Source organism: Paenibacillus albidus (assembly GCF_014644435.1).
GTDB lineage: Bacteria > Bacillota > Bacilli > Paenibacillales > Paenibacillaceae > Paenibacillus_AQ > Paenibacillus_AQ albidus.
The window spans coordinates 95,644-120,742 of record NZ_BMKR01000013.1 but is presented as its reverse complement, the minus strand read 5'-3'; the positions used below and the strand labels follow the sequence as shown (position 1 = coordinate 120,742).

Annotated in this window: 23 protein-coding genes and 1 pseudogene; 8 read left to right on the top strand and 16 right to left on the bottom strand. The window is 47.9% G+C overall.

What is annotated here, in order from left to right; genetic code table 11:
- Nucleotides 1-47: 47 nt before the first annotated feature.
- The 5 genes from IEY53_RS17045 to IEY53_RS17025 form a co-directional block, all read right to left on the bottom strand.
- Nucleotides 48-1,658: a response regulator gene (locus IEY53_RS17045; protein WP_189026993.1), complete on the bottom strand. Its 1,611-nt coding sequence runs from the start codon at nucleotides 1,656-1,658 to the stop codon at nucleotides 48-50.
- 132 nt (nucleotides 1,659-1,790) lie between these two features.
- Nucleotides 1,791-3,194 carry an FAD-dependent oxidoreductase gene (locus tag IEY53_RS17040; protein ID WP_189027070.1) on the bottom strand — a complete coding sequence of 468 codons (1,404 nt, stop codon included), beginning with the start codon at nucleotides 3,192-3,194 and terminating at the stop codon, nucleotides 1,791-1,793.
- Nucleotides 3,195-3,447: 253 nt separating this feature from the next.
- The gene (locus IEY53_RS17035) at nucleotides 3,448-3,705 is read right to left on the bottom strand and encodes a hypothetical protein (RefSeq protein ID WP_189026991.1); all 258 of its coding nucleotides are present in this window, start codon (nucleotides 3,703-3,705) and stop codon (nucleotides 3,448-3,450) included.
- Nucleotides 3,706-3,749: 44 nt separating this feature from the next.
- Entirely contained in the window at nucleotides 3,750-4,073 is a 324-nt protein-coding gene (locus tag IEY53_RS17030) for a carboxymuconolactone decarboxylase family protein (protein ID WP_189026990.1), read from the bottom strand.
- Nucleotides 4,070-4,489, bottom strand: a complete 420-nt coding sequence (locus IEY53_RS17025) for a tautomerase family protein (protein WP_189026988.1) — start codon at nucleotides 4,487-4,489, stop codon at nucleotides 4,070-4,072. The genes IEY53_RS17030 and IEY53_RS17025 overlap by 4 nt, the downstream gene beginning before the upstream one ends.
- Before the next feature lie 110 nt (nucleotides 4,490-4,599).
- Between IEY53_RS17025 and IEY53_RS17020 the strand changes: the two genes are divergently transcribed.
- Complete coding sequence (locus IEY53_RS17020; protein ID WP_189026986.1) at nucleotides 4,600-5,472, top strand: LysR family transcriptional regulator; 873 nt, start codon at nucleotides 4,600-4,602, stop codon at nucleotides 5,470-5,472.
- Nucleotides 5,473-5,901: 429 nt separating this feature from the next.
- Here IEY53_RS17020 and IEY53_RS17015 read toward each other — a convergent pair.
- Both IEY53_RS17015 and IEY53_RS17010 read right to left on the bottom strand, forming a co-directional pair.
- Nucleotides 5,902-6,189, bottom strand: a pseudogene (locus tag IEY53_RS17015) (SRPBCC family protein); the annotation flags it as partial.
- A gap of 142 nt (nucleotides 6,190-6,331) precedes the next feature.
- Complete coding sequence (locus IEY53_RS17010; protein WP_189026984.1) at nucleotides 6,332-8,797, bottom strand: beta-mannosidase; 2,466 nt, start codon at nucleotides 8,795-8,797, stop codon at nucleotides 6,332-6,334.
- A 140-nt stretch (nucleotides 8,798-8,937) separates the two neighbouring features.
- Here IEY53_RS17010 and IEY53_RS17005 point away from each other — a divergent pair, with 140 nt between their 5' ends.
- On the top strand, nucleotides 8,938-9,792 hold the full coding sequence (locus IEY53_RS17005) for a helix-turn-helix domain-containing protein (RefSeq protein WP_189026982.1): 855 nt from the start codon (nucleotides 8,938-8,940) through the stop codon (nucleotides 9,790-9,792).
- A gap of 171 nt (nucleotides 9,793-9,963) precedes the next feature.
- Here the strand turns inward: IEY53_RS17005 and IEY53_RS17000 are convergent, their stop codons facing one another.
- The 7 genes from IEY53_RS17000 to IEY53_RS16970 all read right to left on the bottom strand — a co-directional run bounded on the left by IEY53_RS17000 (nucleotide 9,964) and on the right by IEY53_RS16970 (nucleotide 16,936).
- Nucleotides 9,964-10,218, bottom strand: coding sequence for a hypothetical protein (locus tag IEY53_RS17000; RefSeq protein WP_229696198.1), 255 nt, complete (start codon nucleotides 10,216-10,218; stop codon nucleotides 9,964-9,966).
- 65 nt (nucleotides 10,219-10,283) lie between these two features.
- Complete coding sequence (locus IEY53_RS16995) at nucleotides 10,284-10,466, bottom strand: hypothetical protein (protein WP_189026981.1); 183 nt, start codon at nucleotides 10,464-10,466, stop codon at nucleotides 10,284-10,286.
- A 932-nt stretch (nucleotides 10,467-11,398) separates the two neighbouring features.
- Nucleotides 11,399-12,223: a PTS mannose transporter subunit IID gene (gene manZ / locus IEY53_RS16990; protein WP_189026979.1), complete on the bottom strand. Its 825-nt coding sequence runs from the start codon at nucleotides 12,221-12,223 to the stop codon at nucleotides 11,399-11,401.
- 30 nt (nucleotides 12,224-12,253) lie between these two features.
- Nucleotides 12,254-13,024: a PTS mannose/fructose/sorbose transporter subunit IIC gene (locus IEY53_RS16985; RefSeq protein ID WP_189026977.1), complete on the bottom strand. Its 771-nt coding sequence runs from the start codon at nucleotides 13,022-13,024 to the stop codon at nucleotides 12,254-12,256.
- 27 nt (nucleotides 13,025-13,051) lie between these two features.
- The gene (locus IEY53_RS16980; protein WP_189026975.1) at nucleotides 13,052-13,534 is read right to left on the bottom strand and encodes a mannose/fructose/sorbose PTS transporter subunit IIB; all 483 of its coding nucleotides are present in this window, start codon (nucleotides 13,532-13,534) and stop codon (nucleotides 13,052-13,054) included.
- A 1-nt stretch (nucleotide 13,535) separates the two neighbouring features.
- Complete coding sequence (locus IEY53_RS16975) at nucleotides 13,536-13,955, bottom strand: PTS sugar transporter subunit IIA (protein ID WP_189026973.1); 420 nt, start codon at nucleotides 13,953-13,955, stop codon at nucleotides 13,536-13,538.
- Nucleotides 13,956-14,134: 179 nt separating this feature from the next.
- Nucleotides 14,135-16,936 (bottom strand): sigma-54-dependent transcriptional regulator, encoded by a 2,802-nt coding sequence (locus IEY53_RS16970; protein WP_189026971.1) that lies wholly within the window; start codon nucleotides 16,934-16,936, stop codon nucleotides 14,135-14,137.
- Between the two features lie 190 nt (nucleotides 16,937-17,126).
- Between IEY53_RS16970 and rpoN the strand changes: the two genes are divergently transcribed.
- A complete protein-coding gene (rpoN, locus tag IEY53_RS16965) occupies nucleotides 17,127-18,446 on the top strand; it encodes an RNA polymerase factor sigma-54 (protein WP_189026970.1) in 1,320 nt (439 codons plus the stop codon).
- A 96-nt stretch (nucleotides 18,447-18,542) separates the two neighbouring features.
- Here rpoN and IEY53_RS16960 read toward each other — a convergent pair whose 3' ends face one another.
- Both IEY53_RS16960 and IEY53_RS16955 read right to left on the bottom strand, forming a co-directional pair.
- Complete coding sequence (locus tag IEY53_RS16960; protein ID WP_189026968.1) at nucleotides 18,543-19,367, bottom strand: Cof-type HAD-IIB family hydrolase; 825 nt, start codon at nucleotides 19,365-19,367, stop codon at nucleotides 18,543-18,545.
- Entirely contained in the window at nucleotides 19,364-20,113 is a 750-nt protein-coding gene (locus IEY53_RS16955; protein ID WP_268240782.1) for a DeoR/GlpR family DNA-binding transcription regulator, read from the bottom strand. The genes IEY53_RS16960 and IEY53_RS16955 overlap by 4 nt, the downstream gene beginning before the upstream one ends.
- A 541-nt stretch (nucleotides 20,114-20,654) precedes the next feature.
- On the opposite strand from IEY53_RS16955, the gene IEY53_RS16950 reads away from it, so the two are divergent.
- From IEY53_RS16950 to IEY53_RS16930, 5 genes are all read left to right on the top strand, one after another.
- Nucleotides 20,655-21,848, top strand: coding sequence for a serine hydrolase domain-containing protein (locus IEY53_RS16950; protein ID WP_189026965.1), 1,194 nt, complete (start codon nucleotides 20,655-20,657; stop codon nucleotides 21,846-21,848).
- Nucleotides 21,848-22,666 (top strand): ABC transporter permease, encoded by an 819-nt coding sequence (locus tag IEY53_RS16945; RefSeq protein WP_189026963.1) that lies wholly within the window; start codon nucleotides 21,848-21,850, stop codon nucleotides 22,664-22,666. Before IEY53_RS16950 ends, IEY53_RS16945 begins: the two co-directional genes overlap by 1 nt.
- 28 nt (nucleotides 22,667-22,694) lie before the next feature.
- On the top strand, nucleotides 22,695-23,477 hold the full coding sequence (locus IEY53_RS16940) for an ABC transporter permease (RefSeq protein ID WP_189026961.1): 783 nt from the start codon (nucleotides 22,695-22,697) through the stop codon (nucleotides 23,475-23,477).
- A complete protein-coding gene (locus tag IEY53_RS16935; RefSeq protein WP_189026959.1) occupies nucleotides 23,474-24,478 on the top strand; it encodes an ABC transporter ATP-binding protein in 1,005 nt (334 codons plus the stop codon). The genes IEY53_RS16940 and IEY53_RS16935 overlap by 4 nt, the downstream gene beginning before the upstream one ends.
- Nucleotides 24,479-24,582: 104 nt before the next feature.
- Nucleotides 24,583-25,071 (top strand): GNAT family N-acetyltransferase, encoded by a 489-nt coding sequence (locus IEY53_RS16930; RefSeq protein WP_189026957.1) that lies wholly within the window; start codon nucleotides 24,583-24,585, stop codon nucleotides 25,069-25,071.
- The last annotated feature ends 28 nt before the right edge of the window (nucleotides 25,072-25,099 follow it).

Genomic DNA, 25,099 nt, shown 5'->3' with positions numbered 1-25,099 from the left:
CAACTTCTCTTCAGAAGGCTCTTCACCCTGCTTCACCGCCTTCACATCTATTGATCACGAAAGGCACTCGGTGTGAGACCTGTAATCTTCTTAAATAGCTTGCTGAAATAGCTGGGATCAGAGTAACCCACCGTATAGCAGACCTCATAGAACTTATTACGTGGATCTCTTAGCAGCTCTTTCGCCTTCTCGATCCTGGCCCTTGTGATGTATTCATTAATCGTTTCTCCTGTCTCCTGTTTAAATAAGAGACATAAGTAGGTTGGAGATAAAAAGACCTCCTTGGCGATATCGCCTACCTGTAAATTTTCCGCATAACGTTGGTCAATCAAGAGTTGGATTCTCTCAATCACATTTTTAGGCCTTCCATTTCGCTTCTCACCAACACGTTCACACACCTCTAGCAGATGGGCTTCTACAATAGTTCTTAAATCAAGCATCGTTTCTTGCTTAAAAACCTGCTCCCAGAGCAGTGTCTCCTTGTCTGCTATTTCCGGTGCCAGCATATTTAATTCCAGCATAAGACGGCTTGTTAGTAAAATCAATTGCAAGCTGACATGGCGACAGGTAACAAGTCCTTCCTTGCGGCTGCGTGCCAACGGTTCAAAAACCTTATCTAGCTCCGAAAGCAGCTTATCCTTATCCGCTGCTTTCACCATAGACAAGATACGTTCTCCCTGAGCAAGATCGAATCGATAGAAAGTGTTCTTATCCTGCTGTAAATTATCGATCGATAGGATATGATTTTTGCCTAAAAACCATCTCTGTTCAGCAGCTTCACGTGCCTGAGTATACGATTGAGGCAATGAAGTCAGGGATGAGATGCGCTCGCCAACACCGATAGTCACACTTATCTTTAGCCAGCGCTGGAGATTATCGCGAATTTCCTCTGCTAAACGGAACAATTGCCCCTCTTGGTTATCCTCCTTTCTCATTCTCAGAATACCTACGAACTCACCATTTCTATTCTCAAACATGTATCCATGCATATTCCGATTGATTAATTCCTGTATAATATTAAGAACAGAATAGGAAAGCAATTGCTGATCCCGCTCGGAGCGAGTTAAGACGACTACTGCACTATCATCGATGTTCACAAGGATGGTCCAGTAATCAGCTGTCATCGGCAGATCAAGCTCAAGGAAATCAAGCTTATCCTTAATACGCTCCGGATGTGTGACCCCATCACGAATCAAGGACATGAGGAACTTCTCACGCAGTAAAGGCATGCTCTGCGTAAGCTTAACCTGCATATCTACAATATATGTGCGTTCTTCCTCCGCATCTTGCAACACAGCCACTACGCGCTCAATAACTGTGGTCAGCTCCTGCATATTCACTGGCTTGAATATATAATCAACCGCATTGACCTTCAACGCAGACTTAAGATAATCAACATCATCATGACCGCTGACAAATACAATTTGGGTGGTCGGAAGCCTCTCCTTAATTTCCATGGATAAACAAATTCCATCCATATTGGGCATACGAACATCAGTAAGCACAATATTCGGCCTGACCCGCTCGATGACCTCTAAGGCCTCATCCCCATCTTCAGCCTCACCTACAACCTCAATACCATACTGACTCCAGTCAAAATAGGTGCTTAGTCCAAAGCGAACGGCAGCTTCATCGTCTACAATAACTAATCGATACATAAGATCATTGACCTCCTATCCCTTGCTCATTTAGTATAACTGGAAATGCAGTTTCACCTATAAAAAAACAAAAGGATCGACTCCCCTGCCTAGCTTAACAGGAGGTCGACCTTTATTATTATTAGCGGCAGCCTAGCATTCCTCTTCAAATTCAATATGATTGGTAACAGCAGCTTGATCATGCTCTGCAAAACCCGGCCGCTCCCCAAGCCAAGCGCCTTGCTCGATCAGCTTACGCTGAAGCCCGGATACGGATATTTCGCGGAATCCTCCTCCATTCACACTCGCCATGGCCGCTGCCGTACCTGCGGCTTGCCCCATCGCAAAGCAATTAGGCATGACACGAAGCGAGCCCTGCACCGGACGATCGGATGAGACGGAGCGTCCAGCTACAATCAGATTGGATTTACCTTGCGGCAGCATACAACGATAAGGGACACCATGTGATTTTCCTTTTGGCAAATACTTGATCGTCATTGTGCTGCTGGCATTTGCGAGATGAATATCAATGAAGTAGGCGTTGCGCGCGATATCATCCTCAAACGATCGCATCGATATGTAATCCTCCACGACCAGTTTGTAGTCGCCTGCGATTCGCCGTGTTTCACGAATACCAATTTGATCACCGGAATGGACGAGATGGATATCCTCAAACCCAGGCACATATTTACGCAAAAATTGGATTTGCACTTGAATTAATTGCCGCCCTTCGATGGCTGCCCGGGTTAAATCCTCCGCTTTTGTCCCATCAATTCCAAATATATGTCCAAAGTTGAAACCAGCAACCGTATCCGTAATCCAAGCAATGCCTGAAATACGCTTACGTCCTTCGGGAAGATCTCCATTTCGCTGTGCCTCTATGACAGTATTCTCCAAGGCTCCATCTTGTCCTGTATCGTCTTTAAATTGATCAAAACGAGCCTTATTTGCTCCTGTGACTACATAACACATGGTACCTGGCTGCAATTCACCGTGCTCTCCCCCGGTTTGGAATGGCACGCCAGACAGTGCTGCGAGATCCGCGTCCCCCGTGGCATCGATATACAGTTTAGCTTGAATGACTGAGCGTCCGGATTTATTACTGATCACAAGACCGCTGATGCGATCTCCCTCCAACAGAACCTGATCGGCAAAGGTGTGAAATAAAATCTTAGCGCCGCTTTCCATTACCTTCTGGTCATATACACCCTTAAGGGTCTCAACATCGATAGCTACCCAATCTAATCTATCCTTATTACGACTGTAGAAGGCTTCACCGGCAGCTTGCTTCATCTTCTCCAAAAGCTCTAGGCCGATCCCCCGTATGATAGGTTTCTCACCATCCGTATAAGGGCAGAACGCGGGTACCAGCGCTGCCGTTCCCATTCCGCCTAAATACCCTCGTTGCTCGATCAATAAGGTTTCAGCTCCGTTACGGGCGGCAGCCATAGCTGCTGCAACACCTGATGCTCCACCTCCCACCACAACCACATCTGGTGTATAGGAAACAGGAAGCTTAGCTGATACTTGAATACTTGCTTGCACTTGGTTAACCATGATTACATCTACCTCCCACTGTGTTGTTCTCATTATAATCTGTCGAAGCAGAGGAACTAGTTTAACTTTAGCTTCATCTAAAATCCATCCTTTTTCGTTAGCAAATGGCATTCCTGTTTGTTCACCGGATTTTCTTTTACAAATAGTTTAAAAAAAAAATTAAAGAGACAGCCAGTAACCCTAACCTGGCTGTCTCTTTATTTGCATGTTGTTCCGTTGTTTGTTGCATAAGCGCGATTTCAATCGAACCGGTTTATTTACCTCTTTGAGCTCCAGAACATCCGGTGATTTTGCCTCCTTTTTCAGCATGCCGGTAAGCTGCGGTTCGCTCGCTTTTGTACTCATAATGAAACATGGATTTCAGATCCACGTTAGGGGGGCTTGAGATACGCTCCACTCCCCCGGTACTGCTGGGAACATCCTTGACCAGATGATCCAAGCTTACGCCAAACAGTTCGCTTAACACAATCATTTTGTCCATTTCAGTTTCTATTGGCTTACCTTTATTCATTCACTCCATATTAGCAGGGCACGTAACGGCTGCTTTTTCACGCTTCATTCCCTGAATACCTCCTTGGCAACCTGCAACGCCGAAGCGGCCCGCGGCCAGCCGGCATAAAAGGCAAGATGGGTCATCGCTTCGACCAGTTCTTCCTCCGTGAGACCATTTTCCCGGGCCAGCCGGAGATGATAGGGGAGTTGCTCCTTATGTCCTCCGACTATTAGGGCAGATACCGTAAGCAGGCTTCGTTCCCGAAGCGATAACTCTGTCCTTCTCCATACATCCCCGAAGAGCACGTCTTCGGAATATCGTACAAAAGCAGGAGCAATATCCCCAAGGGATTCTCGAGCATTCGATTTTATGATCCGGTGCTTCATTCCAAGCCTCCCTCCTTCCCGTTCTCTGAGGCCTGGATCATTTGCGCGATGCCATTGCCAAACGTCCAATCCTCGAATTCGGTATTGACCAATACGGCAAATACATCGTCTTGCCTAACGTTCACGATGTTTGCCAAGTGTTCAGCCAAGCTTTTGTAAAAGCCGGTTTTTTGCGCAGTACTTCTGCCTGACTTCAGCGTGATTTGAATATACAACAGCCGATCACTGCGTTCGACATTCAGGTAATTGCGGTTGTAGTAAAATTCATAGGGCTTATGGGCATGAAACGCTTGAAAACAGTCGTCTTCAGGCACATTAAAATGTTCAATAAGAGCTTCCATAATCACTTTGCTGATCAGAGGCAACTCCGTGGGCGTGTACTGATCTTCCTGGTAACTCACGCGAATAAAGGGCATGATGAGGTCACTCCTTTTATGGGATATCCCTATTGTACTCCTCTCATCTTTATCTATATAATTGAATAAAATGATTATCTTGTTCGAAAATATAGATGGAGGTATGAACCATGGACCTGAAAGAACTCACTGCGTTTCGAACCATTATTCAAGAAGGAACGTTCGCCAAAGCGGCGGCGAAATTGAACTATGCACAATCAACCATAACGAATCAGATTCAACGGTTGGAGAAAGAGTTGGGCATTCAGCTGTTCAAACGGGGATGGGAGGCAGAGCTGACGGATGCCGGGCGCATGTTCGCGTCAGAGGTCGACAAGCTTATCCAGCACTGGAATTATGCAGCGGAGCAGGCCAGAGCTTTGCAAAGAGACGAAATCGGGACCATAACCATTGGCGGACTGGAGTCGTGGGCTGGTCATGTACTGCCTGGCGTACTACACCGATTCAGGGAGCAAAAACCGCAAATTTCGTGCCACATCGTCATCGGAAACACCGACTCTCTTTCACGAGCGGTACTACAGAAACAGCTGGATTTTGCCATATGCGGCGAGCCAGCCGAATTATCCTCTTTTCACTTTGAACCGCTCTATAACGAGAAGATCGCCTTCATTGTTCCTGCCAATCACCCTTTAGACAAAATAGCGGGTATATCGTTAGAGGACCTGCTCGACTATCCCATGGTGGCAGGCGGGCAAACCTGCTTATATTATTTGCGATTAACCAGACAGCTATCCCGCTTCACCAAGGCTCCATTCCTGTATACAGTAAGTCAAATCTCAACCATTCCAGGCTTCGTACGGGAGCTTGATTTTGTTGGAGTGGTTCTGGATTCAACGCACTTGCCGGAGGGAGTCGTTAAAATAGGCGTTGATATGTACGATTCCACTATTCCCGTTGGTCTGCTTCAGCTCCGAAAAGATGAGTATATCCCAGCTTCGAGATCGTTGCTGATGGATTATATAAGGGACGGAGTAAGGCAGTGATTGGCACCGATATAATTCTTTCGTTATATAAACGCTTTTTTTGAATGCTGGGATATTGGATTTTATGTCTTTTTGTACTGAGAGTCTATATAAGTTGAACTTAAGATTTGTATAGGGCGGGTCTGATCGCAACTACGAGAAATGGTCGGGCTTCTGGCCGCTGTTGTTTTTGGATTTCTTAGAAGGTTCAAGCTCTTTTTGGAGGAAATCCAAAAACAAAGGCGGACGCACCGCTCCTCCAGCTCCAACCTTTCTCTCCGTTACTCGTGCCCCTTGTTCCTTTCTTTTGTTCAATTGATATAAAAACAAAAAACCGGGAAGCGTGCAATCTCACGCCTCCCGGTTCATCATTCCTCGTTATGGTCCGACTCCAGCCGTTCGGCTGCTATTCCTTAAAACACATCATGTCCAGATTCAGCGACAGGCACGCTAAGCCTCGATATAGGCAGGCAGTTTTTCTTGGACGATTTTCTCCCAACCGCTGTTCATAAAGCCGCGGACGATCGAATGCGGTTGACCAAATTCAGTAACCTTTTCCGGATCCCAGCCGGAATGAATCAAGGTGAATTCCGTTTTTCCATCGATTTCTTTCAATTCAAAGGCAAGATGCCAATCCTTACCCCTGTTAAAACCGACACGGTTCGGAGGATCAAGCTCCGTTACTTTACAAGGGGAATCCCCGAATTGACCAGCATGCAAGACGAACTTATATCCTAACTTCAAAAAAATAATGGGAAGGTATCCCTCCGAGTATCGGGATACCCGGAAGGGGTGACCTTCCCTTTTTTCACCTCACAGCAGATGGCCAAGGCCAATCATAACCTTAAACGGTATTCAAATGTCCAGCGAGGTATGTGGATTAAATATCAAAGACAGAGCGCACAGTAAGCTGGGCGCGCAGTTCGTCTGCCGTTGCGGGCTTGCCGAGATCTTTTTTGGCGACGGTAACGGTTCTTTCCACGCCTGCCGACATGTCGAAATAATTGTCGCTGAAGATGGCATCCGCTTCCTTGAAGCCAAGCTCTACAAACCGGGCATAGGCTTTGGACTTCACCGTGATGACGAACCGATCTTCTTCCTCTGCGAGTACGGCTTCGATCTCAGGATCAGCAAAGCGGAAGTGCTTCGGCTTGACGAACAGAACCGTTCCCTGGCTCTTTGCCTCGCCGTTCACCACCAAGGCGTATTCCAGATAGGCTTCGCGCTTCTTGTCTTTCGTGTCCAGGATATGGCCGAAATCAAGCTGCTCGAACTCGGCAGTACTTAATGCGGCAATCTCCACCGGCTTCGCGGATTCCAGCAGCACTTCCGATGCCGGGGTCAGCAGTCTCCATCTCAATTCACCCGCAGCATCCTCCCGGCTCTCGTTGGACACATGAAGGGAGACCTTGGTCCCCTCATCGTGGGCTGAGACGAGAAGCGGCGCAAAGAACTGTCTGGCCGCATAATGCATGGCTTTCCAACGGCCGTAATAGTCGATGCTGGACCAGGAGGCTACCGGCCAGCAGTCGTTCAGCTGCCAGTACAAGGCACCCATGCAGCGTCCTCTGTGCCTGCGCCAATGCTCAACCCCGCAGCGCATGCCTTCTGCCTGAATGAGCTGCGACGCATATAAAATGGATTCAAAATCCTTAGGATATTTGTAAGTCTCCCCGATGTAGTACAGGATTTTCTCATTCCCGGTACTGTTCTTCTGATGGGACTCCATGACATAGGAGAAGATATTGCGGTCCTCCGGCAAAGTAAAAGTCTGGGTGGTCTTCAGGCCCGGGAAGGACTGGAGCCCGAATTCGGACATGTAACGCGGATAGAGCTTCCGGTAATCGGTAAACGGCTCTTTGCCGTGCCACACTCCCCAGTAGTGCATGTCTCCGTAATTCTCGTCATTGGGCTTGTCAAAGCCGCCCTTGGAAGACGGCGAAGCGCGCCAATAGAAGGTATTGGGATCGATTTTTCGGGCGATTGCCGGCAGCAGCACCTCATATTGCTTGATATAATCTGCCTTAAGCTGCAGGGAGGTAAGGTTCTCCCAGTTCCATTCGTCCCAGGCCAGCTCCTGCTCGTTGTTCCCGCACCACAAGCCCAGCGAGGCATGGTGGCGGAGACGCTTCATGTTGTCGATGGTCTCCCGGGTAATGTTCTCCTCGAACTCCTCCGTCAGCGCATAGATGCCGCAGGCATACAGATGATCCTGCCACACAATGAGGCCATACTCGTCACAAAGATCATAGAAATAATCGTCCGGGTAGTAGCCGCCTCCCCATACACGGATGGTATTAAAGTTGGCCGCAACGCAGCTTTGGAGCAGTCGATCCGTGCGTTCCCGGGTGTTGCGCGCCAGAATGTTGTCCTCCAGGATATAGTCGGCACCCGTTGAGAAAATAGGCACGCCGTTGACCTCAAAGGCAAACGATTCTCCCCACTGGTCTTCTTCCTGCTTCACTGTAATGGTTCGGAGTCCGATCCGCAGCTCCCTGAGATCAAGTTCTTGCTCCTGCTGAACCAGAATTACCTCTACGTTGTACAGGGGCTGTGCACCAAGGTTATTCGGCCACCACAGCTCCGGCTCCGGGATCTCCACCGCAATATGATGATCAGTATGAGCGGTCTCGGACACACGGTGTTCCAATACTTCACCTGATGGAGCCTGGACTTTAACCACAATTTCTCTTTCAGCCTCCTGCCAGCTCTCCGTTCTCACCCGGACATCCAGCGTGACCTTGTTGTCTTCGTGGAATTGCGTAATATACACATCGTCGAGACGGGCGCTGTCATAGCCCTTGATTGAAATGCTTCTCCAGATGCCCATATCGGGCAGCTTTGGACCCCAGTCCCAGCCGAACATGGAATGCGCTTTGCGCAGGTGGGAGATCCCTTCTACCGCATCGGCGCAGTTTATCAGCGGCAGCTCCGCCTGCTTCCGCAGGGAATATTCCACAGGGGAACGGAATATCGCATGTATTGTATTTTCGCCGGGAGTTAATACAGGTTTAATGTCCACTTCATACGTCCGGTGCATATTGTCACTGTTCAGAATAGGGGTTCCGTTCAGGGACAGCTCGCACAGGGTATCCAGCCCTTCACACAGCAGGACCACGCGGTCATGTGCCAGTGCCCCGGCGTCCACCTGAAATGTGCGCTGATATTCATAATCGTAATTGGACAATTCCAGAACCTCGTACTCCTGCTCGCGGTAGAACGGGTCCGGCATTTCCCCCGCATTCAATAAATCATGATAGACAGAGCCCGGCACGCTGGCCTCCAGCCATTTCAGCGCGTGAAGTCGTCGCATGTGCCATTTTCCGTTTAGATCGACAAGCTGCATCTCTTATGCCTCCCAAATGTACTTTTTTATCCTCTAGCAGATCAAGTGTAACAAGAAAGTCTTTATATTTCTTGTATTGTGTTCGCGAGAGTAGTGTGCTATTTTAACATCACAAAAGCACTGAGAGAGGATCAAAGGACATGATCAAATATTCCGAGGCGGGCCATATTGACCCTGAATTGTTGGCTAATCCCTTTTGGGTAGAATCCTTAAGCCAGGTGTCCCCGGAGCATACCCATGATTTCTATGAGTTTTTCATCTTGAGTGAAGGCACATGCAAGCATATCGTTAATGGAGAGGTACAGCGTCTCAAACCGGGCTGCCTTGTATTTATCAGGCCCCGCGACACGCACAAATATGAAGCGGATGGAGACGGGGATTGCCGTTTCTTAAATATCTCCTGCCGGTCGAGTCTTATCGCCGAAGCTTTGGCCTTTCTGAACGAAGAAGAGTTTGCGCACGGATTATTGGACCCGCCGCTTCCCCGGATCGCCATGCTGTCCCAACTGGAAATGGCCGAGTTCTTCCGTCATATCGAACGCTTCAGAATGCTCTCCGACATCGACAAGGTAAAAGCAAGAATTCACCTTAAAGGTGTACTTGTCGATACACTGACCCGATATTTCTTCTCCCCGGAGACCACCGAGCGGCCGGAGTTGCCCCTGTGGCTGGAGCATGCCATCTCTAAAATGCAGCTGAAGGAAAATCTGAACCAGGGGCTGCGGGCCTTATACGGGCTGTCCGGAAGAAGCGCAGGGCATGTGAACCGGGCTTTCCGGCAATATTTAAACCAGACCCCTACCGAATATATCAACCAGCTTAAGCTGAATATGGCCCGGAATCTGCTGCTCACCACCGAGCTTCGTGTAGTGGAAATCGCGCTCGAATCCGGCTTTGAGAATGTCAGCCACTTCTATCATCAATTCAAAAAGTTCTATCATCAGGCCCCGCTTGATTTCCGCAAGAACGCGCAGGTTAACCGTCTGCTTCAATGAATGTTCAAAGGAGGTGTTCTGTGGAAAAATCCGGATACCAAGGCGACCGCGACCGCTGCATGACTCTTCCGTCGCTTACTTGCTCCGCAATCCTGTAAACCAGCGGTTCGTGATGTACCGTGCCTAAGAAATCCCGCAGGTCTGCGTCCATAATCCATTCACATCCGCCCATCACCTCGCGGTAAATTTTCCGTATCGCTTGATGCGTTGACCTGCCTGCCGGTATCCGAAACTGCATTCACTGAACAAGGGTTCGAAGATAGATTCCAGCCTGTTTTTCAACGCTTGCTGGCAGACCCTGACCTTGTCGGTTTCACCACTGCCCCCGTTTGCCCTCACCGTTTCCCATGCCATTTCCAGGTTTGTTCGGTGATATACCTTGTCGATTAATGAATGAACCTTTCGTCCTGTGCCTTCTGCTTTCATGCGCTTCGTATCCTCCGCTTGCAAGTTTTGGGTCTTTCACTTAGGGAATTTCCCTCCCTTGCCGCTTACTCGCGAAACTCATGCCAGTTCCGGTCTCCATAAAACGAGCCGGCTTCCCCTTCCGGTTCACCTTTTGGGTGAACCAGAAGCCAACCGTACTTGGACGGCTGATCCGGACGTTTCTGTTGTTCGTCCGTCCGCAAGTAGTACGCAGCTCTCCGACTTCTCGCCGTGCGTCTGGTATGCACTTCGGGGTTTCCTTATAGCATCCGTTACTGAAGTTGCCGCGCGTTCTTGGAAGCGGCGGGCACGGCGCGACCGCTTCGACTTTGTTTACCACTCGTCCTGCAAGTGCACTCGTTTCAGACACGACGAGATCTCCGTGGGTCACAACGTCATCTTCCGTACCATGCCGCCCGCACACACCTTGGTGCGATGGGTGGACTAGAACGCCTTCGTCTCCATAGTGCAGACTCGACCTTGCCCCATCTTTGGCAGACCGGTTCGCGAGTTCGGGTAGCCCCGTTTCACTACGGCCTGGTACTTCTCCTCAAGCCCTTGTTGGTTTCACTGCCCCTAAAGATTAATCAGGGAAATGGGGAAACTCATCCCTATCAAAGCTCATATCATGATCACGTGAAACTAATCTCAACTGATTTTCTACTGCAGTTGCAATAATTATGGCATCAGGGGTTTTAGGTTTCTGCCCTTTCGCTCGTTATTGCCTTCTTATATCTCCGGCTCTTTGTGCAATTCGCGAGGTAACATCTAGACATCTGATAACCTCTCATCAATTCACTCTTCCTCGCGCATTCTCCGAACCTCATCTGTCAGTTCTTTTGCTTCCTCAGGAGTCAACATACCGGCGGATTCAAGAATATCATCAATCGATTAGTCATCTTCAACTTCAATTGTATCGTTATCCAGGTCGATTTTGACTTTACTTTGGTTGATATTCATTCTTTGCATTGCACGATTTTTTCTTCCCAAACTGGACCACGAAAGAAACCAAATAAAAAGTCACTCCAGTTCCCAAACAGCAAAAAAACGGCAGAGATGCCGTTTTAGTTTAATATATTACTGGAAACTAGGAGGGCAACTCACTCCTCCATTATGAAATGTCCAAATCTTGATTATATCCTGGAAGCCATAGAGCCCAAGCGGAAACCCTGCTTGCCCCCTATGCTAGTACACCCAGCGCGTATCCGATAATACCTACCGCAAATAGAACAAAGATGAGAGCGATGGCATTCACTTTCTTTTTGAGCAGTTTCATGCAGAGGAATGTTAGAAGCAGGGGCAGCAGTCCCGGCATCAACTGGTCCAAAATCATTTGGACCGTTGTGATTACCTCTTTACCGTCCGTGCCCGTATATTTGGACACGACGAGCGGCACATTGATGCTGGTCCATTTGGATACGAGCGCGCCCATGACGAATAGTCCTAATATGGAAGCCGATTCCGTAAGCTTACGCAACCGATTGCCGGACATGTCGGACACGATCTCCGTTCCTTTTTCATACCCGTATTTCAGGCCGTACCACTTGGTCGCCAGCCGGCAGACGTTGAAGAGAATGAAGAACAGCAGCGGTCCAACAATACTGCCGGTCAGAGCAATGGAAGCACCGAGCGCTGCAAGAACCGGACGCAAGGTTCCCCAGTAAATCGGGTCCCCTACCCCGGCGAGCGGACCCATCAAGCCGACTTTGACCCCACTGATGGTAGCGTCATCAATAGGTTGGCCGTTAGCCTTCTGCTCTTCCATGGCGGCAGTGACACCCATAATCGGGGCCGAGATAAAGGGCTGTGTATTGAAGAACTCGAGATGCCTCTTTAAAGCTTCTCTTTGATCTTCTTTCTTGCTGTATAGCCGTTTGATCGCCGGGATCAAAGTGACGCAGAAGCCGATCGACTGCATCCGTTCAAAGTTGAACGACCCGAGCAGGAACCAGGACCGGAAAAACATGCTGTTCAAATCTTTTTTCGTTAATTTCTTATCTTCCATTTTATAATCCCCTCTTTCTTTGGAAACTTGCTACAGTTCATCAATTTCTTCTACCGCCACGCCCTTCGCGTTATATTTCGGATTCAACTGGATGTACAGAACGGCCAGCACCGCGCCCACAATACCAAAACCTACAAGGTTGATGCCCGTAAAGGCGGCAACAACGAAGCCAAGGAAGAAGAAAGGCATCAGATACTTGGCGGACATCATGTTGATAACCATCGCATAACCGACGACGACGATAAAGCCGCCCGCGATTTGCAGTCCTCTCGTTACGACATCCGGAATCGCATTCAGCAGGTCCGTGACCAATCCCGTCTCGGCGGCTACCGCTACCAAAACAGCCGGCAGAGCAACACGCAAACCTTGCAGCAGCAGCGCAATAAAGTGACATAGCTCAATTCCCTTGAAATTTGACGATTCCGCATATTTATCCGCCAGATGCTGGAAGAAAACGGTGATCGTCCGGACAAAAATCGTAAGTACCTGACCCGCGGCAGCGATCGGTATGGCGACGGCAATACCCGCACCTATTGACTGATGCCCTACAATAACAAGAATAGTTGATACTACACTGGCAAGCGCCGCGTCGGGAGCCATGGATGCGCCGACGTTCATCCAGCCAAGCGCCATCAGTTCCAATGTACCGCCAAGAATAATACCCGTCTTGACATCGCCAAGGACCAGACCGATCAGCGTGCAGGCAATCAGCGGCCGATGCGTCTGCCCTTCGTCCAGCACGCTGCCCATGCCGCAAATGGCTGCAACTATCGCTACCATCACGATTTCAAAAGTACTCATGTCATAACCCCCCTCTTATTTCCTTGACTATAAACCTTGAATTTTGGAAATCAGATTCACCTTCGGATCGCTGGCGACTTTTCTGATTTCCAATTCGATGCCCTTTTCATGGAGCTTGCGGAAAGCTTCGACGTCCTGTTTGTCGACGGATACTGCTCCCGTAATCTGTTTCTTGCCTTCCTTGTAGCACATGCCGCCGACATTCACCGACTTGAATGGTACTCCACCTTCCACTACGCGAAGCACGTCCGATGGATTGGTAAACAGAAACAGCGTTTTGAAATCAGCGTATTTCGGATTGTTATACGCCTCAATTGCTTTATCGATCGTAACGACGTAAGCATTGATTCCTGGCGGAGATACTTGGAGCAGCAAGGTTTTCCGCAATGTATCCGCTGCCACTTCATCGCTCACGGCGATAATCTTGTTGCACTTTGTTTCTTTCACCCATACCGTTGCTACTTGGCCGTGAATCAGTCTGTCATCAATACGAACAAATGAAATTTCCATACTACAATTCCTCCTCTGTTTGAATTTCTCTAAGGGTGCGGAACGATTTCATCGAATCCTGCCCTGCACGAATCGCCAGCTTTACCAGATCTTCCAATTTCTCCGTCGATCTGCTGACCAGAACGTCAACGACCATGGGGAGGTTAACTCCAGATACAATATCCATATTCTCATAGCCGGCTGCGATCCGGCTGGCTGCGTTGTACGGGCTGCCGCCGAACAAATCAACTAGAAATATAACACCGTCACTCCAATCAATCGTACCAAGTGCTATTTTGAATTTATCTACAAGTCCGTTAACGCTTTCACCCGGTTCAAACGTAACTCCCACCACGTTCTCCAATTGACCATAAACCATCGACGTAGACCTCAGCAGTTCTTCGGAAAATCTTCCATGCGTAGCCACAATGACTCCAATCATTTTATTTTCACCCCCTCAGCTCTCTATGCCCTTAGATATGCAATATCCATGCCAAACTTCTGTATCATCCAGAAAAATTTCTTGAAACCAAAAAATCCCCGCTGCTCCAGGGATTTTTGTTCGTGGGAAAACGCTTTTTTTGTTCTAATTTGTATCTGTCATACACAAATATAAACGCTTCATACTCTTTGTTCTTTTAATGGGGTCATTTTATATACATCGCTCAGTATTTCACAAATATAATATTTCTCATCTTCTGTGAGGGTCAAATTTATACCATCGGCAAATATACTGCAAGCCCGGTTTACCGCATTCAGAACATGTGAATCCAGAATGCCCGTCTCGCCGCGGTAAACCAGCCCGTCGTGTATGACCATCCGCTCCAGGGCCTGAGCAGTATGAATGGTAATCTGGACCTTCATGGCATATTCGAAATCGGTCCGCAGCTCCCGTTCAAGCTCCTCGACAAATTTCATCAGGGTCCCCAATATTTTGTGAGGATTCAGATAAGTCAAAAATTCCTTTAAGCTGTCTTCGCACAAGCCCTTAATGACCACATTTTGATTGGCCTGCGTAACGGGCAGTTCATGATGCACCAGCAGTTCTCTTAGCAGTTCCTGGCCTCTTGCGTCAATCAACAGTTCCAAAGGAATGAACGGAACACTGTGGTCGCTCGGCCGTTTTACGCCTATTACGGCGAGAACGCTTTGTTTGGCCTGAAACTCTTTAACCACCTTGTCAAGCTCCCTGATTTTTGCCGGAATAACGGTAATTTTCTTTTCCGTCAGATCGTAAACGATTTTCTCGACGAATTCCTTTACCTTGACCGCGGCGCCTTTGCCGGAGGAGCAAACTGTGATGATCACCTTGTTGTCCAATATCGCTGTTAGTGAAGCTTCCATGTTGTTGTAGCCTCTGAAATCCTTGAGCGACCGGTGGATGTCTTCAAGCTCCATATCGAGAATGCTGGCCTTACGGACAGCCTCAAGCGTAAGCGGTGTGGAAACCATGTCGATCGTCTTGACCTTGACCCCGACCCGTTCCATAATGATCGCTTCAAAACTGAGCAGGGACCCCATATCCACCAGCATCAGTACGCCTCTGCCACAGTCAATACCCTTAACCTTGTCGACAATAATTTCCAAAATTTCTTTCGGACTGACATCGAGCGGCATGTCAACCGCGCAAATATTGGAGCTGCCGAGGAGACTGTTGACAACACCAACAATGCTGCTTGCGGTGCTGTTACCGTGCGTGGCCACGATAATCCCGACGTTGCCCTGCCGCTCCTCCTCCACCGATTTGAGCAGGATTGCCACGTACGTTATTTCAGCCCCCGGGACGTCAATTCCGAACCGGTACTCTATCATGTCCTTGATGGTCAAAGCCACTCTGTATTCTTCATCATGTTCGTCGACGGGATCATAGACCAGTTTGCCACCGTATTTCTTCTCTCTGATCCGCTTGAGAAAGGCACTCAAATGAAGACTGAAGGCATAGACGAAACGTTCACTGTATTTCCGATCAAGCTCCCGCTCGACCAGTTCTTTCACCTCATCAGAAAATTCGAGAATTTCATTATCCACAATTTTGAGAATTCGTTCTCTGCTTCCTTTCAGGTTATAGAAACGGTTATAAAAACTTTTAATATGGATATTGACGTCCGTAGTGATAAATCTGTTGATGTAACTGTCGTCAAGCCCCTCATCCTTAAGCAGGCTTATTTTGTCCTCAATCAGCTTGTAGAGGTTGAACGGAGGCTCAAGAACATCCTCCTCCAGCAAATGGCTTCCTTCGGGTGTAATATATAGCGGGGATACAATTGCACCAAATTCTTCGATCTCCCTGCGGTTCTTTCCAAGATTGAACAACCCTTCCCTGATATTGCCCGGCAGTAGTTTGAAATCGAGTATAAGCTCCTCCCTAATCTCGCGGATGCTGTTCAGGAACCCTGTAGCGCAAACGAGTTGGATATTCGATTTGAGCTGCCCGATATTTCCATAAGTGACACTGCCGATAAGTGCTTTGACAACCTCCGGCTCGACTCTGATCGGTTTGTTGACGCGAAGGCCTTCACTCTCCAGCAAATGCTTGAGAATCTGAAACTGCTCCGCAGGCGTGCGCTCCTGAAAGGGCGGAATATTGATTGTAATCGGAATACGCCGGATAAAGGTCTTGAGCATGGAAGAGGCAGGATCTTCCGTGGTGGCCGCGACGAGCAGCACATTCGCACTGCGATTCCGCTCCGATTCACCTAATTTGTTGTAAGTATGGGTATCCATGAAATAAAAAATCATTTCCTGGCCTTCCGGCGGCAGACGGTGAATCTCGTCCAGAAACAAGATGCCCCCGTCCGCTTTCTCCACAAGCCCTTTTTTTTCCGAATCGGCCCCGGTAAATGCTCCTTTGACATGTCCGAAGATATGGGACAGCAGCAACTGGGGATTGTTGTAATAATCCGCGCAGTTGAACACGATAAAGGGCGAATCGTCGGAGAACCGCTTCATATGTTTGCCGTAGTTGTACATCAACTTGGCAAACAGCGTTTTGCCTACTCCGGTCTGCCCTACAATCAGTGTATGCAATCCTCTTGGCGGATAAAGAATCGCAGCCTTCCCCTGCTCCACCTGGTTACGCATGCTATCCTTGAAACCGATCAGGGAGCGAAAAGGGTCGACCTGTTCGCCTGGACGCAGAATCTCATCCAGGCTCTGAGCCTCAATCTGCTTCTCTTTAAGCTTAATCCGGAGAATGTACTCGACGGTTTCTTTGTGCAGAAACTTGACGGGTCTTCCCTTAATTTTGATAATATGGTCTGCTCGCAGCAGCTCATTCAGCTCTTTGCTCACATTATTTCTCAGCATATCCTCATGATCGGCGATCTCCGCCACGGTAATCCCGCCTCCGTGCCGCAAATCTTCTTCGGCCATTCTGCCCGTCTGCTCCGCAATGTATTCCAAAATCCTGTCGATTCTCTTCATTTGCATACCTCCAGCCTGAATCCTCAAGCTAAATATAACAAACTCAATGTGCAAATGGTAACAATAAAATGCACAAAAAACTCTATATTTGAGCAGGAAAGTTGGTCATACTTCACGAAATGCTCTCCTATAAATATCTGATACGGGTGAATTACTTCCATCGGTTACCCGGAAGGAGTGCTGAAGATCCATGAACCAATTCGGTTTGAAGCAAGAACAGAGGTTAAAACTGACGATGACGCCCGAATTACGGCAGGCTATCCAAATCCTGCAGTATTCTTCGGAAGAACTGATGTCCTATCTGCGGGAACAGGCGAAGGAGAATCCGGTTATCGATCTGCAGGAATATGATATATATATCGCCGGAGAGAGCAGGGAGAATTTGAAATCCAAAAGCGCGAACACGGAGGAGATGCTGGACTGGGTTGCCAAACCGTCCGATACCCTTTATGAGCATCTGAAGTCACAGCTTGGACTGGTCTGCGGTCTAACTTGCATGCAGCGGAAGACGGCGTTATATCTGATCGGCAACCTGGATGAAAAAGGCTATTTGGCGATGGACGCACTGGAGGTTGCCGGACTGATAGGCGTTAATCTGGCAGAGGTTCTGGCTATGCTCGCCCTGGTGCAGGGCTTCGAACCGGCGGGCATTGCTGCCCGCAACCTGGAGGAATGCATTCTTTTGCAGCTCCGGCGCTCCGGAGAAGAGGATGAGCTTGCCATTGCAGTGGTGCAGCGTCATCTGGCGGGTCTGGCGGCCAACCGGCTGCAGAGAATCGCGGATGCGCTCGGAGCCGGCATTTCTGAGGTTCAGCAGGTGTCCGACCGGATACGCAGGCTGAATCCGTTTCCGGGCGCGGCGTTTACCCATAACGAGCACCGGTACATTAGGGCGGATATTACGGTGGAGCAATCCAGCAGCGGCGAGTATCGGGTGAGGCTGAGCGATATCGGTTCGCCGCAGGTCGCGGTCAATCCGTATTACAGGCAGATGCTTCGGGCTCTTCCCGAGCAGGAAGAAGCCCGGCAGTTTATTCATGACAAATACAGCACCGCTTGCTGGTTAATCAAAAGTCTGGAGCAACGCAGGCAGACTTTGACACGTGTCGCCGAGGCTATCGTTACGATGCAGCATGATTTTTTCGACGGCGGCATTCATGGACTGCAACCGCTAACCCAAAAAGAGATTGCGGAAAGCACAGGGTTGCATGAATCCACGATCAGCCGGGCGGTCAACAACAAATACATGCAGACGCCCCGCGGATTGTTCGAGTTGAAATACTTCTTCACTTCCGCTCTTGCAGCGGCGAACGGCGAAACCGCTTCCTCGGAGAGCGCCAAAAAACGCATTCGGCAGTTAATCGATGAAGAGGATAAGCGCAAACCGCTGGCCGATCAGACGATTGCGGAAATGCTGGCCCAGGAAGGTCTGGAAATTTCCCGCAGAACCGTAGCCAAATACCGAGAGGAAATGCGATGTCTCTCTTCTGCCAAAAGAAAACGGTTTTGAATTTCAAAATACCAGGCCGGAAGCAGTCACGACGTGTAATAGGGCCTTTTTGACGTCAGACGCTTCCTGCTTTCGAAAATACTCAATCGATGCTTGCTACTGTTCCGATGTAATCACGTACTTTTCCAAGCAATACTTCAGCCCATCTTTGTCATTGCTGAGTGTTACGTCATCCGCATAGCGTTTGACCTCATCAGGCGCATTAGCCATTGCGATTCCTAATCCGGCAAATGATAACATATCGATATCGTTGAAATTATCACCAATCGTCATGATTTCTTCTCTTGATAACCCTAGCCTTTGCAGAATGATTTGAATGGCTTGTGATTTGGATGCAGAGCTATCCATGATTTCTAAATAAGTTTCCTTTGACTTATAGATTGAAACGCCTGTGGTTTCATTCTTTAATGTTTGTTCAAGATCGTTAATTTCCCGAGAATTTCCCATGCATAAAATTTTATGCGTTTCCTGATTGTTCTCTAGATAAGCGGCGAGATCTGCCTTCCTGGGGTCGGTATGGATGATTTCTTGTTCTTGAGTCACCCAATAATTCCGGGTATCACTAACCAACCACTCATTATAGCTATATAGACTGATACTAATGGTTGGGTATCTGTCATTTACAATTTTGAGAATTTTTCTGGTTTCTTGACGGGATAAACTTGTACTGTGAATAGGTACCATGTTCCCTTCGCTGTTTTCCTCTAAAACAAGTGCCCCGCTATAACAAATAATGGGAGAATGGATGGCCAGTTCCTCTTGAAGAGAAACCACTCCTCCAGGCATCCTTGCAGTAACAAGCACAAAAGGGACCCCACTTTTTACTGCCTTTTGTATCGTTTGCTTTGTCTGAGGAGTAATTTGATGGTCAGAATTTAATAATGTTCCGTCTACGTCACTAAAAACCGCTTTTACCGTCAAGACAGTTCATCTCCTTCTTCAAGAGCAATTTCAATCTTTATTCTATACTCTTTTAGAATCCTCCTATACTTATCCGGGGGTTCTTCATTGGTTATCAAGATATGAATGTCCTGGAAAGAAAGTCCCTTATATGAACTGATCAGATTGAATTTATGGGAATCCGTTAAAAGATATACTTGTTTAGCACGCTTTGCTACCATTTGCTTCATATAAGCATCTTCTTGGTTTGCGAAGTATATCCCGTCCTCCAAAATGGCTGCGGCCCCGAAAAACGCTTTATCAAAATAGACATCATTTAACTGGGAGGCAAGAGCAAGATCATAAAAGAAACGATTCTCATGATTAAACTTGCCCCCGAGCAAGTGTACCTCTATTTCTTTTTGGGTTGACAAGACCACTGCATTGTCCAGCGAATGGGTATACACGGTTATATTCTTCTTGATTTGCTCACATAAAAATTTATTGGTCGTTGATACATCTATGAAACAAAGGTCTCCGTGTGCGATGTATTTCGAGGCTGCCCTTCCGACCATAAACTTCTGCTTCGAAGCTGTATTCAGCCGTTCTTTGTAAGCTTTTATGGCTTCTTTGAAATGAGGCAGGGCAATTCCTCCATGAGTCCGTATCGCTGTCCCTTCTTCAACCAGCTTGATGAAATCTCTTCGCACTGTATCTCTGGAAATATTCAACAGTTTGGAAATTTCATCATTTGAAGCCTTATCATAACTTTTAAGGTGTTCCAGGATCTTGACTAAACGTTCCTCCTGATAAATAAGAATCCCTCCCTCGTTTCCACCATTATAAGCGATTATGCAAGTTTTGTTAAGTGTTTTTAAGCGTTTTTTTCATTGGACTTGTACATGATTAGCTTGACTTTTGGACCCTGTGGATATTTTTGGTATAAATCATTCACCAGTATCTTTGCCCGCTCTTCTTTTGGGAACGTTTTCATCATTAAACCCTGCAACAGCGACCGGGCTTTCACCGGCTAGAAAATACGTGCTTAACTGGGCACGCACACGGCAAAAGAAACGGATGAACGCTCCCCGATGAAATCATGAATACCTATGTGTTATCACCTAACGGGTGAATAATCACTCGGGCAAGTTTGGTTATAAAACAAACTCGCTATTGTAACATCCATTGTTTGGAAATATACTTAAACGTAATCGTGCTGGCTAGCCATTGTCATATAAGAAGGCCTGAATAAGCGAATTATTTTGAAAGCGCTTAGATAGAGTGGTTAGCCTTGCATGGCGTAAATATTTATAAGGAGGCCTATATTTTATGCTGCATACACCAGGAGTTACCGACTGCTCACCGGCAGAGGTAGGTTACGACACTTCAAGAATTGAGGTTTTGAATGCCCATTTCCAGACCCTGATCGATCAAAAAAAGATCCAGTCCGCATCTTACTGCGTCTCCAGGTATGGAAAGACATTTATGCACGGGGCTATGGGACCGCTTTCTTTCCGGGAAGATAGGGCAGACCCGCTTTTACCAACAACCGTTCATAATATCGCGTCCATTACCAAAGCCGTTACCTCAGTAGCTATCGCCAAGCTTGTTGAGGACGGTATTCTCCGGTTTGACCTTCCTGTCAGCGTGTTCCTGGAGCAGTTTAACGTGGACCCTTTTAACAAAATCGATATCTACAGCCTTCTGACCCATACCTCGGGCCTGTTTCCCGACTGTGCGGGCAGCTTAATTCCCTATCATAAATCTTATTGGCAATTAATCGGTGAATATTTCGAAAAGTATAACCCTGAGAGTGGTGATCCGGACTGGATCACAGCCGCGCTGAGCTGCGGGGTCAATAAAAAAGTCGGCGAGGAATGGCAGTACTGCTCATTCGGCTTCTGCCTGCTCGGAGAAATTATTAAAAAAGTGACCGGTGTAACTGCTGAGCAGTACATAGAAGAGCAGATCCTGAAGCCTCTTGGCATGAAGGATACCGTGTGGGGACTGACTCCGGAGCTAGCCAGACGCGCCATTATAAGAAACGAGAGGCATGAGAAGCGGCTGAACGATCTAATTAACGGCAATCAGCCTGAAGATTCGCAGATGGAGAAGCTGTGGGGTACAGTCTCCAGCACCGGCGGAGGCCTGGCCTCTACGCCAGCCGACCTCATCCGGTTCGCCAACATGCTCCTGGGCATGGGAACACTGCACGATACGCGCATTATTGGCCGCAAAGCGGTCGAGAAAATCACAACACGCACCCTATACGGGGTTCCCGATTACTGCTGGGGTAACGATGTCAGCGACCGGAGCTATGGCATTGGACTGGATATGAGAAGAGGCCCTGCCTTCCTCTATTCAGACACCAGCTATTTTCATGAAGGCGCAGGAGCCTGCTGCATGGCCATCGACCCTACAGAGCAGCTCGCCGCCGTATGGTTTGTGCCTTTCACCGAAGATAATTGGTACGCAGAGGCATTGTTTAATGTGACCAATATCATTTGGTCAGGGCTCATCTGATGAACAGCTTTAAACAAAAATGGCTTATTTGCCGGACGGTAGCGGACGTGACCTACAAAGAGTGGAGTGCTTACCGCACTCATTCCATGGTTTCCATTATCGTCGGTCCTGTATATTTTATGGTGCAATATTTCATCTGGACGGCGGTATATGGAGATCATTCCTCGCTCGGCGGTATTGAGCTTCCCCAGATGATCCGCTACTTCGGTGCTACTGCGCTTATCGGTTACCTGACCATGGATTTTGCCGATTGGAACTTGTCCATGCTTGTGCGCACCGGTAAATTTCTCACCTTTCATTTGCGCCCGATTCATCACCGTTCGTTCGCATTATTTCAGAAAATTGGACACCGGTCTTTGGGCTTCCTATTTGAATTTTTGCCCTGCCTTTTGATCTTCATTTTTATTTTTGGAGTCGATATGCGGCCGGCAAGCTTTCCATGGACAATTCTGTCGGTGCTGCTTGCTTTTCTGATGAATTTTTATGTGAACTACACGATTGGCCTGACTTCATTTTGGCTTGTCCAATCGGGCGGGATTCGAAGCGCATTTATGTTGGTGTCGGGTATTTTTTCAGGAGCGCTTATTCCGCTTGACTTCTTTCCGCACTCCCTTCAAGTGATCCAGTTCTTCCTGCCGTTTCAGTACATAGCCTACCTGCCCGCAATGGTTTTCACCGGCCATTATTCGCTTGGCGGCCTCGAGCTGTCCATACAGCAAGCTGTAGGCATACAGGCGATGGCAGTGCTTATTACGTTCGGATTTAACGAGCTTGTTCGCCGCCATGCTATGAAGCAGTTTACCGCTGTCGGCGCGTGAAAGACCCCATGAAAGGACAGTTCTTACCATGAAACGGTATCTGGATGTTTATAAGCAGGGTATGTATTCCGCTTTGCAGTCGGCTGCGGCCTATCGCATGAATTTCATCGTCAGCAGTCTGATCACATTAGCCGGCAACATTCTGTTTCCGCTGGTGACCCTGCTTATTTACCGGGCAGGCACCAGTTTTCCCGGTTGGGGCTTGTATGAGGTATTGTTAATTCAGTCTGTATTCACCATGTCCAGCGGGCTTTCGAGTCTTATTTTCGGCGGTGTTCTATGGACCACAATGTCACATGTCCGAGAGGGAAGCTTCGAGGTTATTCTTCTTAAACCGCTGAATCCGCTGTTTTTTATTATTGCCACTACTTTTTCAATCGATAGTGTGGGACTGTTTCTGGGCGGTGTTTCGCTATTCATATTCGCCGCTATGCATGTAGGCGCCATTCCGGTCTTGTTCTGGTTACAATTTGCCGGGATGTTTATCGCAGGGACCGCGGTCCTGGCAGGATTATCGCTGATGATGGCCGCTATTTCCTTCAAATGGGTAGGCAATTCGAGAATTTCCGAGCTTGCTGACAGTGTGCTTCACATCGGAAAATATCCGTTGCCTATATTTCCGAAGGCTGTGCAGGCTGCGGCAACGATGATCATTCCTGTGGGAATGGTGGGCTTCCTCCCTGCGTCTGCTCTTCTCGGCCGGGTGCATGCCAGCGATTACGCGGCTATTCTGCCCTGCTTTTTATTTCTGGCGGCAGGAATATGGATTTACCGGCACATGATCAGATTGTACGAGGGGGTGGGCGGATGATGCCGGTTATTGATGTACAGCATTTGACCAAAACATATAAAACCTATAAGCGTGGTGCAGGTATGGGGCAGACCTTCAAGAGCTTCTTCCAGCGCGAAGAGGTCGTGGTCCACGCGGTCAACGATATCAGCTTTGCTATTGGGCAGGGGGAGATCTGCGGCATTCTGGGTCCCAATGGTGCAGGGAAATCAACGGCGATCAAAATGCTCTGCGGCGCGTTGTATCCCACAAGCGGTGAAATTCAAGTTCTTGGTTATTCGCCTGCCCGGGACAGAAAGCGCTATGTCGGCAAAATCGGAGCTGTATTCGGTCAGAAATCCCAACTAATCTGGGATATTCCGCCGATCGACAGCTTCCATATGAACAAGGCAATCTACGGAATCGCCAATCCGGATTTCAAAAGCCGTCTGGAAGAGCTGACGGAGCTGCTGGATATTGCGCATGTGATCGAAAAGCCGACACGAGTCCTGTCCCTTGGCGAACGCATGAAATGCGAATTCGTCATGGCTATGCTGCATCGGCCGGACATTTTGTTCTTGGATGAGCCGACCATCGGGCTTGATGTGATCGCCAAGGTCAAAATCCGCGAATTCATCCGCCAGATGAATAAAAAGCAGAATATGACGTGTATTCTGACCACCCATGATCTTGAGGATGTGGAGGAGCTTGCCCACCGGGTCATTGTCATTAACCATGGGGACAAGGTTTTTGATGATTCCCTTCAGCAGTTGAAGCTTTTTCTGGGGGAGAAGAAACGGGTCAATTTTACTTTTGCGGAGTCCGTGCAGGGCACCGTCTTCGACAATGCCTATACCAAGGTAATCGATAGGCTATCCGACTTTCAGATTACGCTTGAAGTGGATACGGCCCATATTTCAATCAGCGATTTTCTAGAAGATATCTCCCGGAAGCACCGGTTCTCCGACATTTCGGTCAAGGAGCTGCCGATCCAGCAGGTGGTTATGAATATTTATGAGAATGCGGGTGGGGTGGATGAATAGGGATTAATGATATACAACAAGCTTCAATTCCTTATCGGCAAAATCGAACTCAAACTCTGCTCCATCATTATTTAAATAAAATAAAGAAATGGGGTTATTAGCACATGAGTGTTAAATTTAAAAAAGTGAGCGACTTTAACCGGGGAATACTCTTTGAATTATTGACAGACGCGTACTCATTTGATCGCAGATATGAACAAAGCTGTACTTCTGATTGGCAGGATTTTGATAACTTTTTCTTTGACAATTTAGAAATTGCAGATAAATATGGGCTTATCACAACACTAAACGATGAAGCTATCGGATTTGTTTCATGGGACCCGAGAAATATGCCTGAGTATGCGGAAATTGGTCATAATTGCATTGCGTCAAAACACAAAGGCAAGGGTTATGGTAAAATGCAGCTTCAAGAAGCGGTCAATAGAATCATCCGAAATGATGTGAGGAAAATTATATTATTCACGAATGATGACCTAATCCCTGCTCAACGAATGTATGAGCGTGTCGGATTCACAATAGATCAAAAAAGAGAGACTCAGAATATCGCAAATTTTGTTGGTGAACGCATAGATTATGTATATTTTGTAAAGTAAGTTTAGTTTTATACATTACCAAAAATCA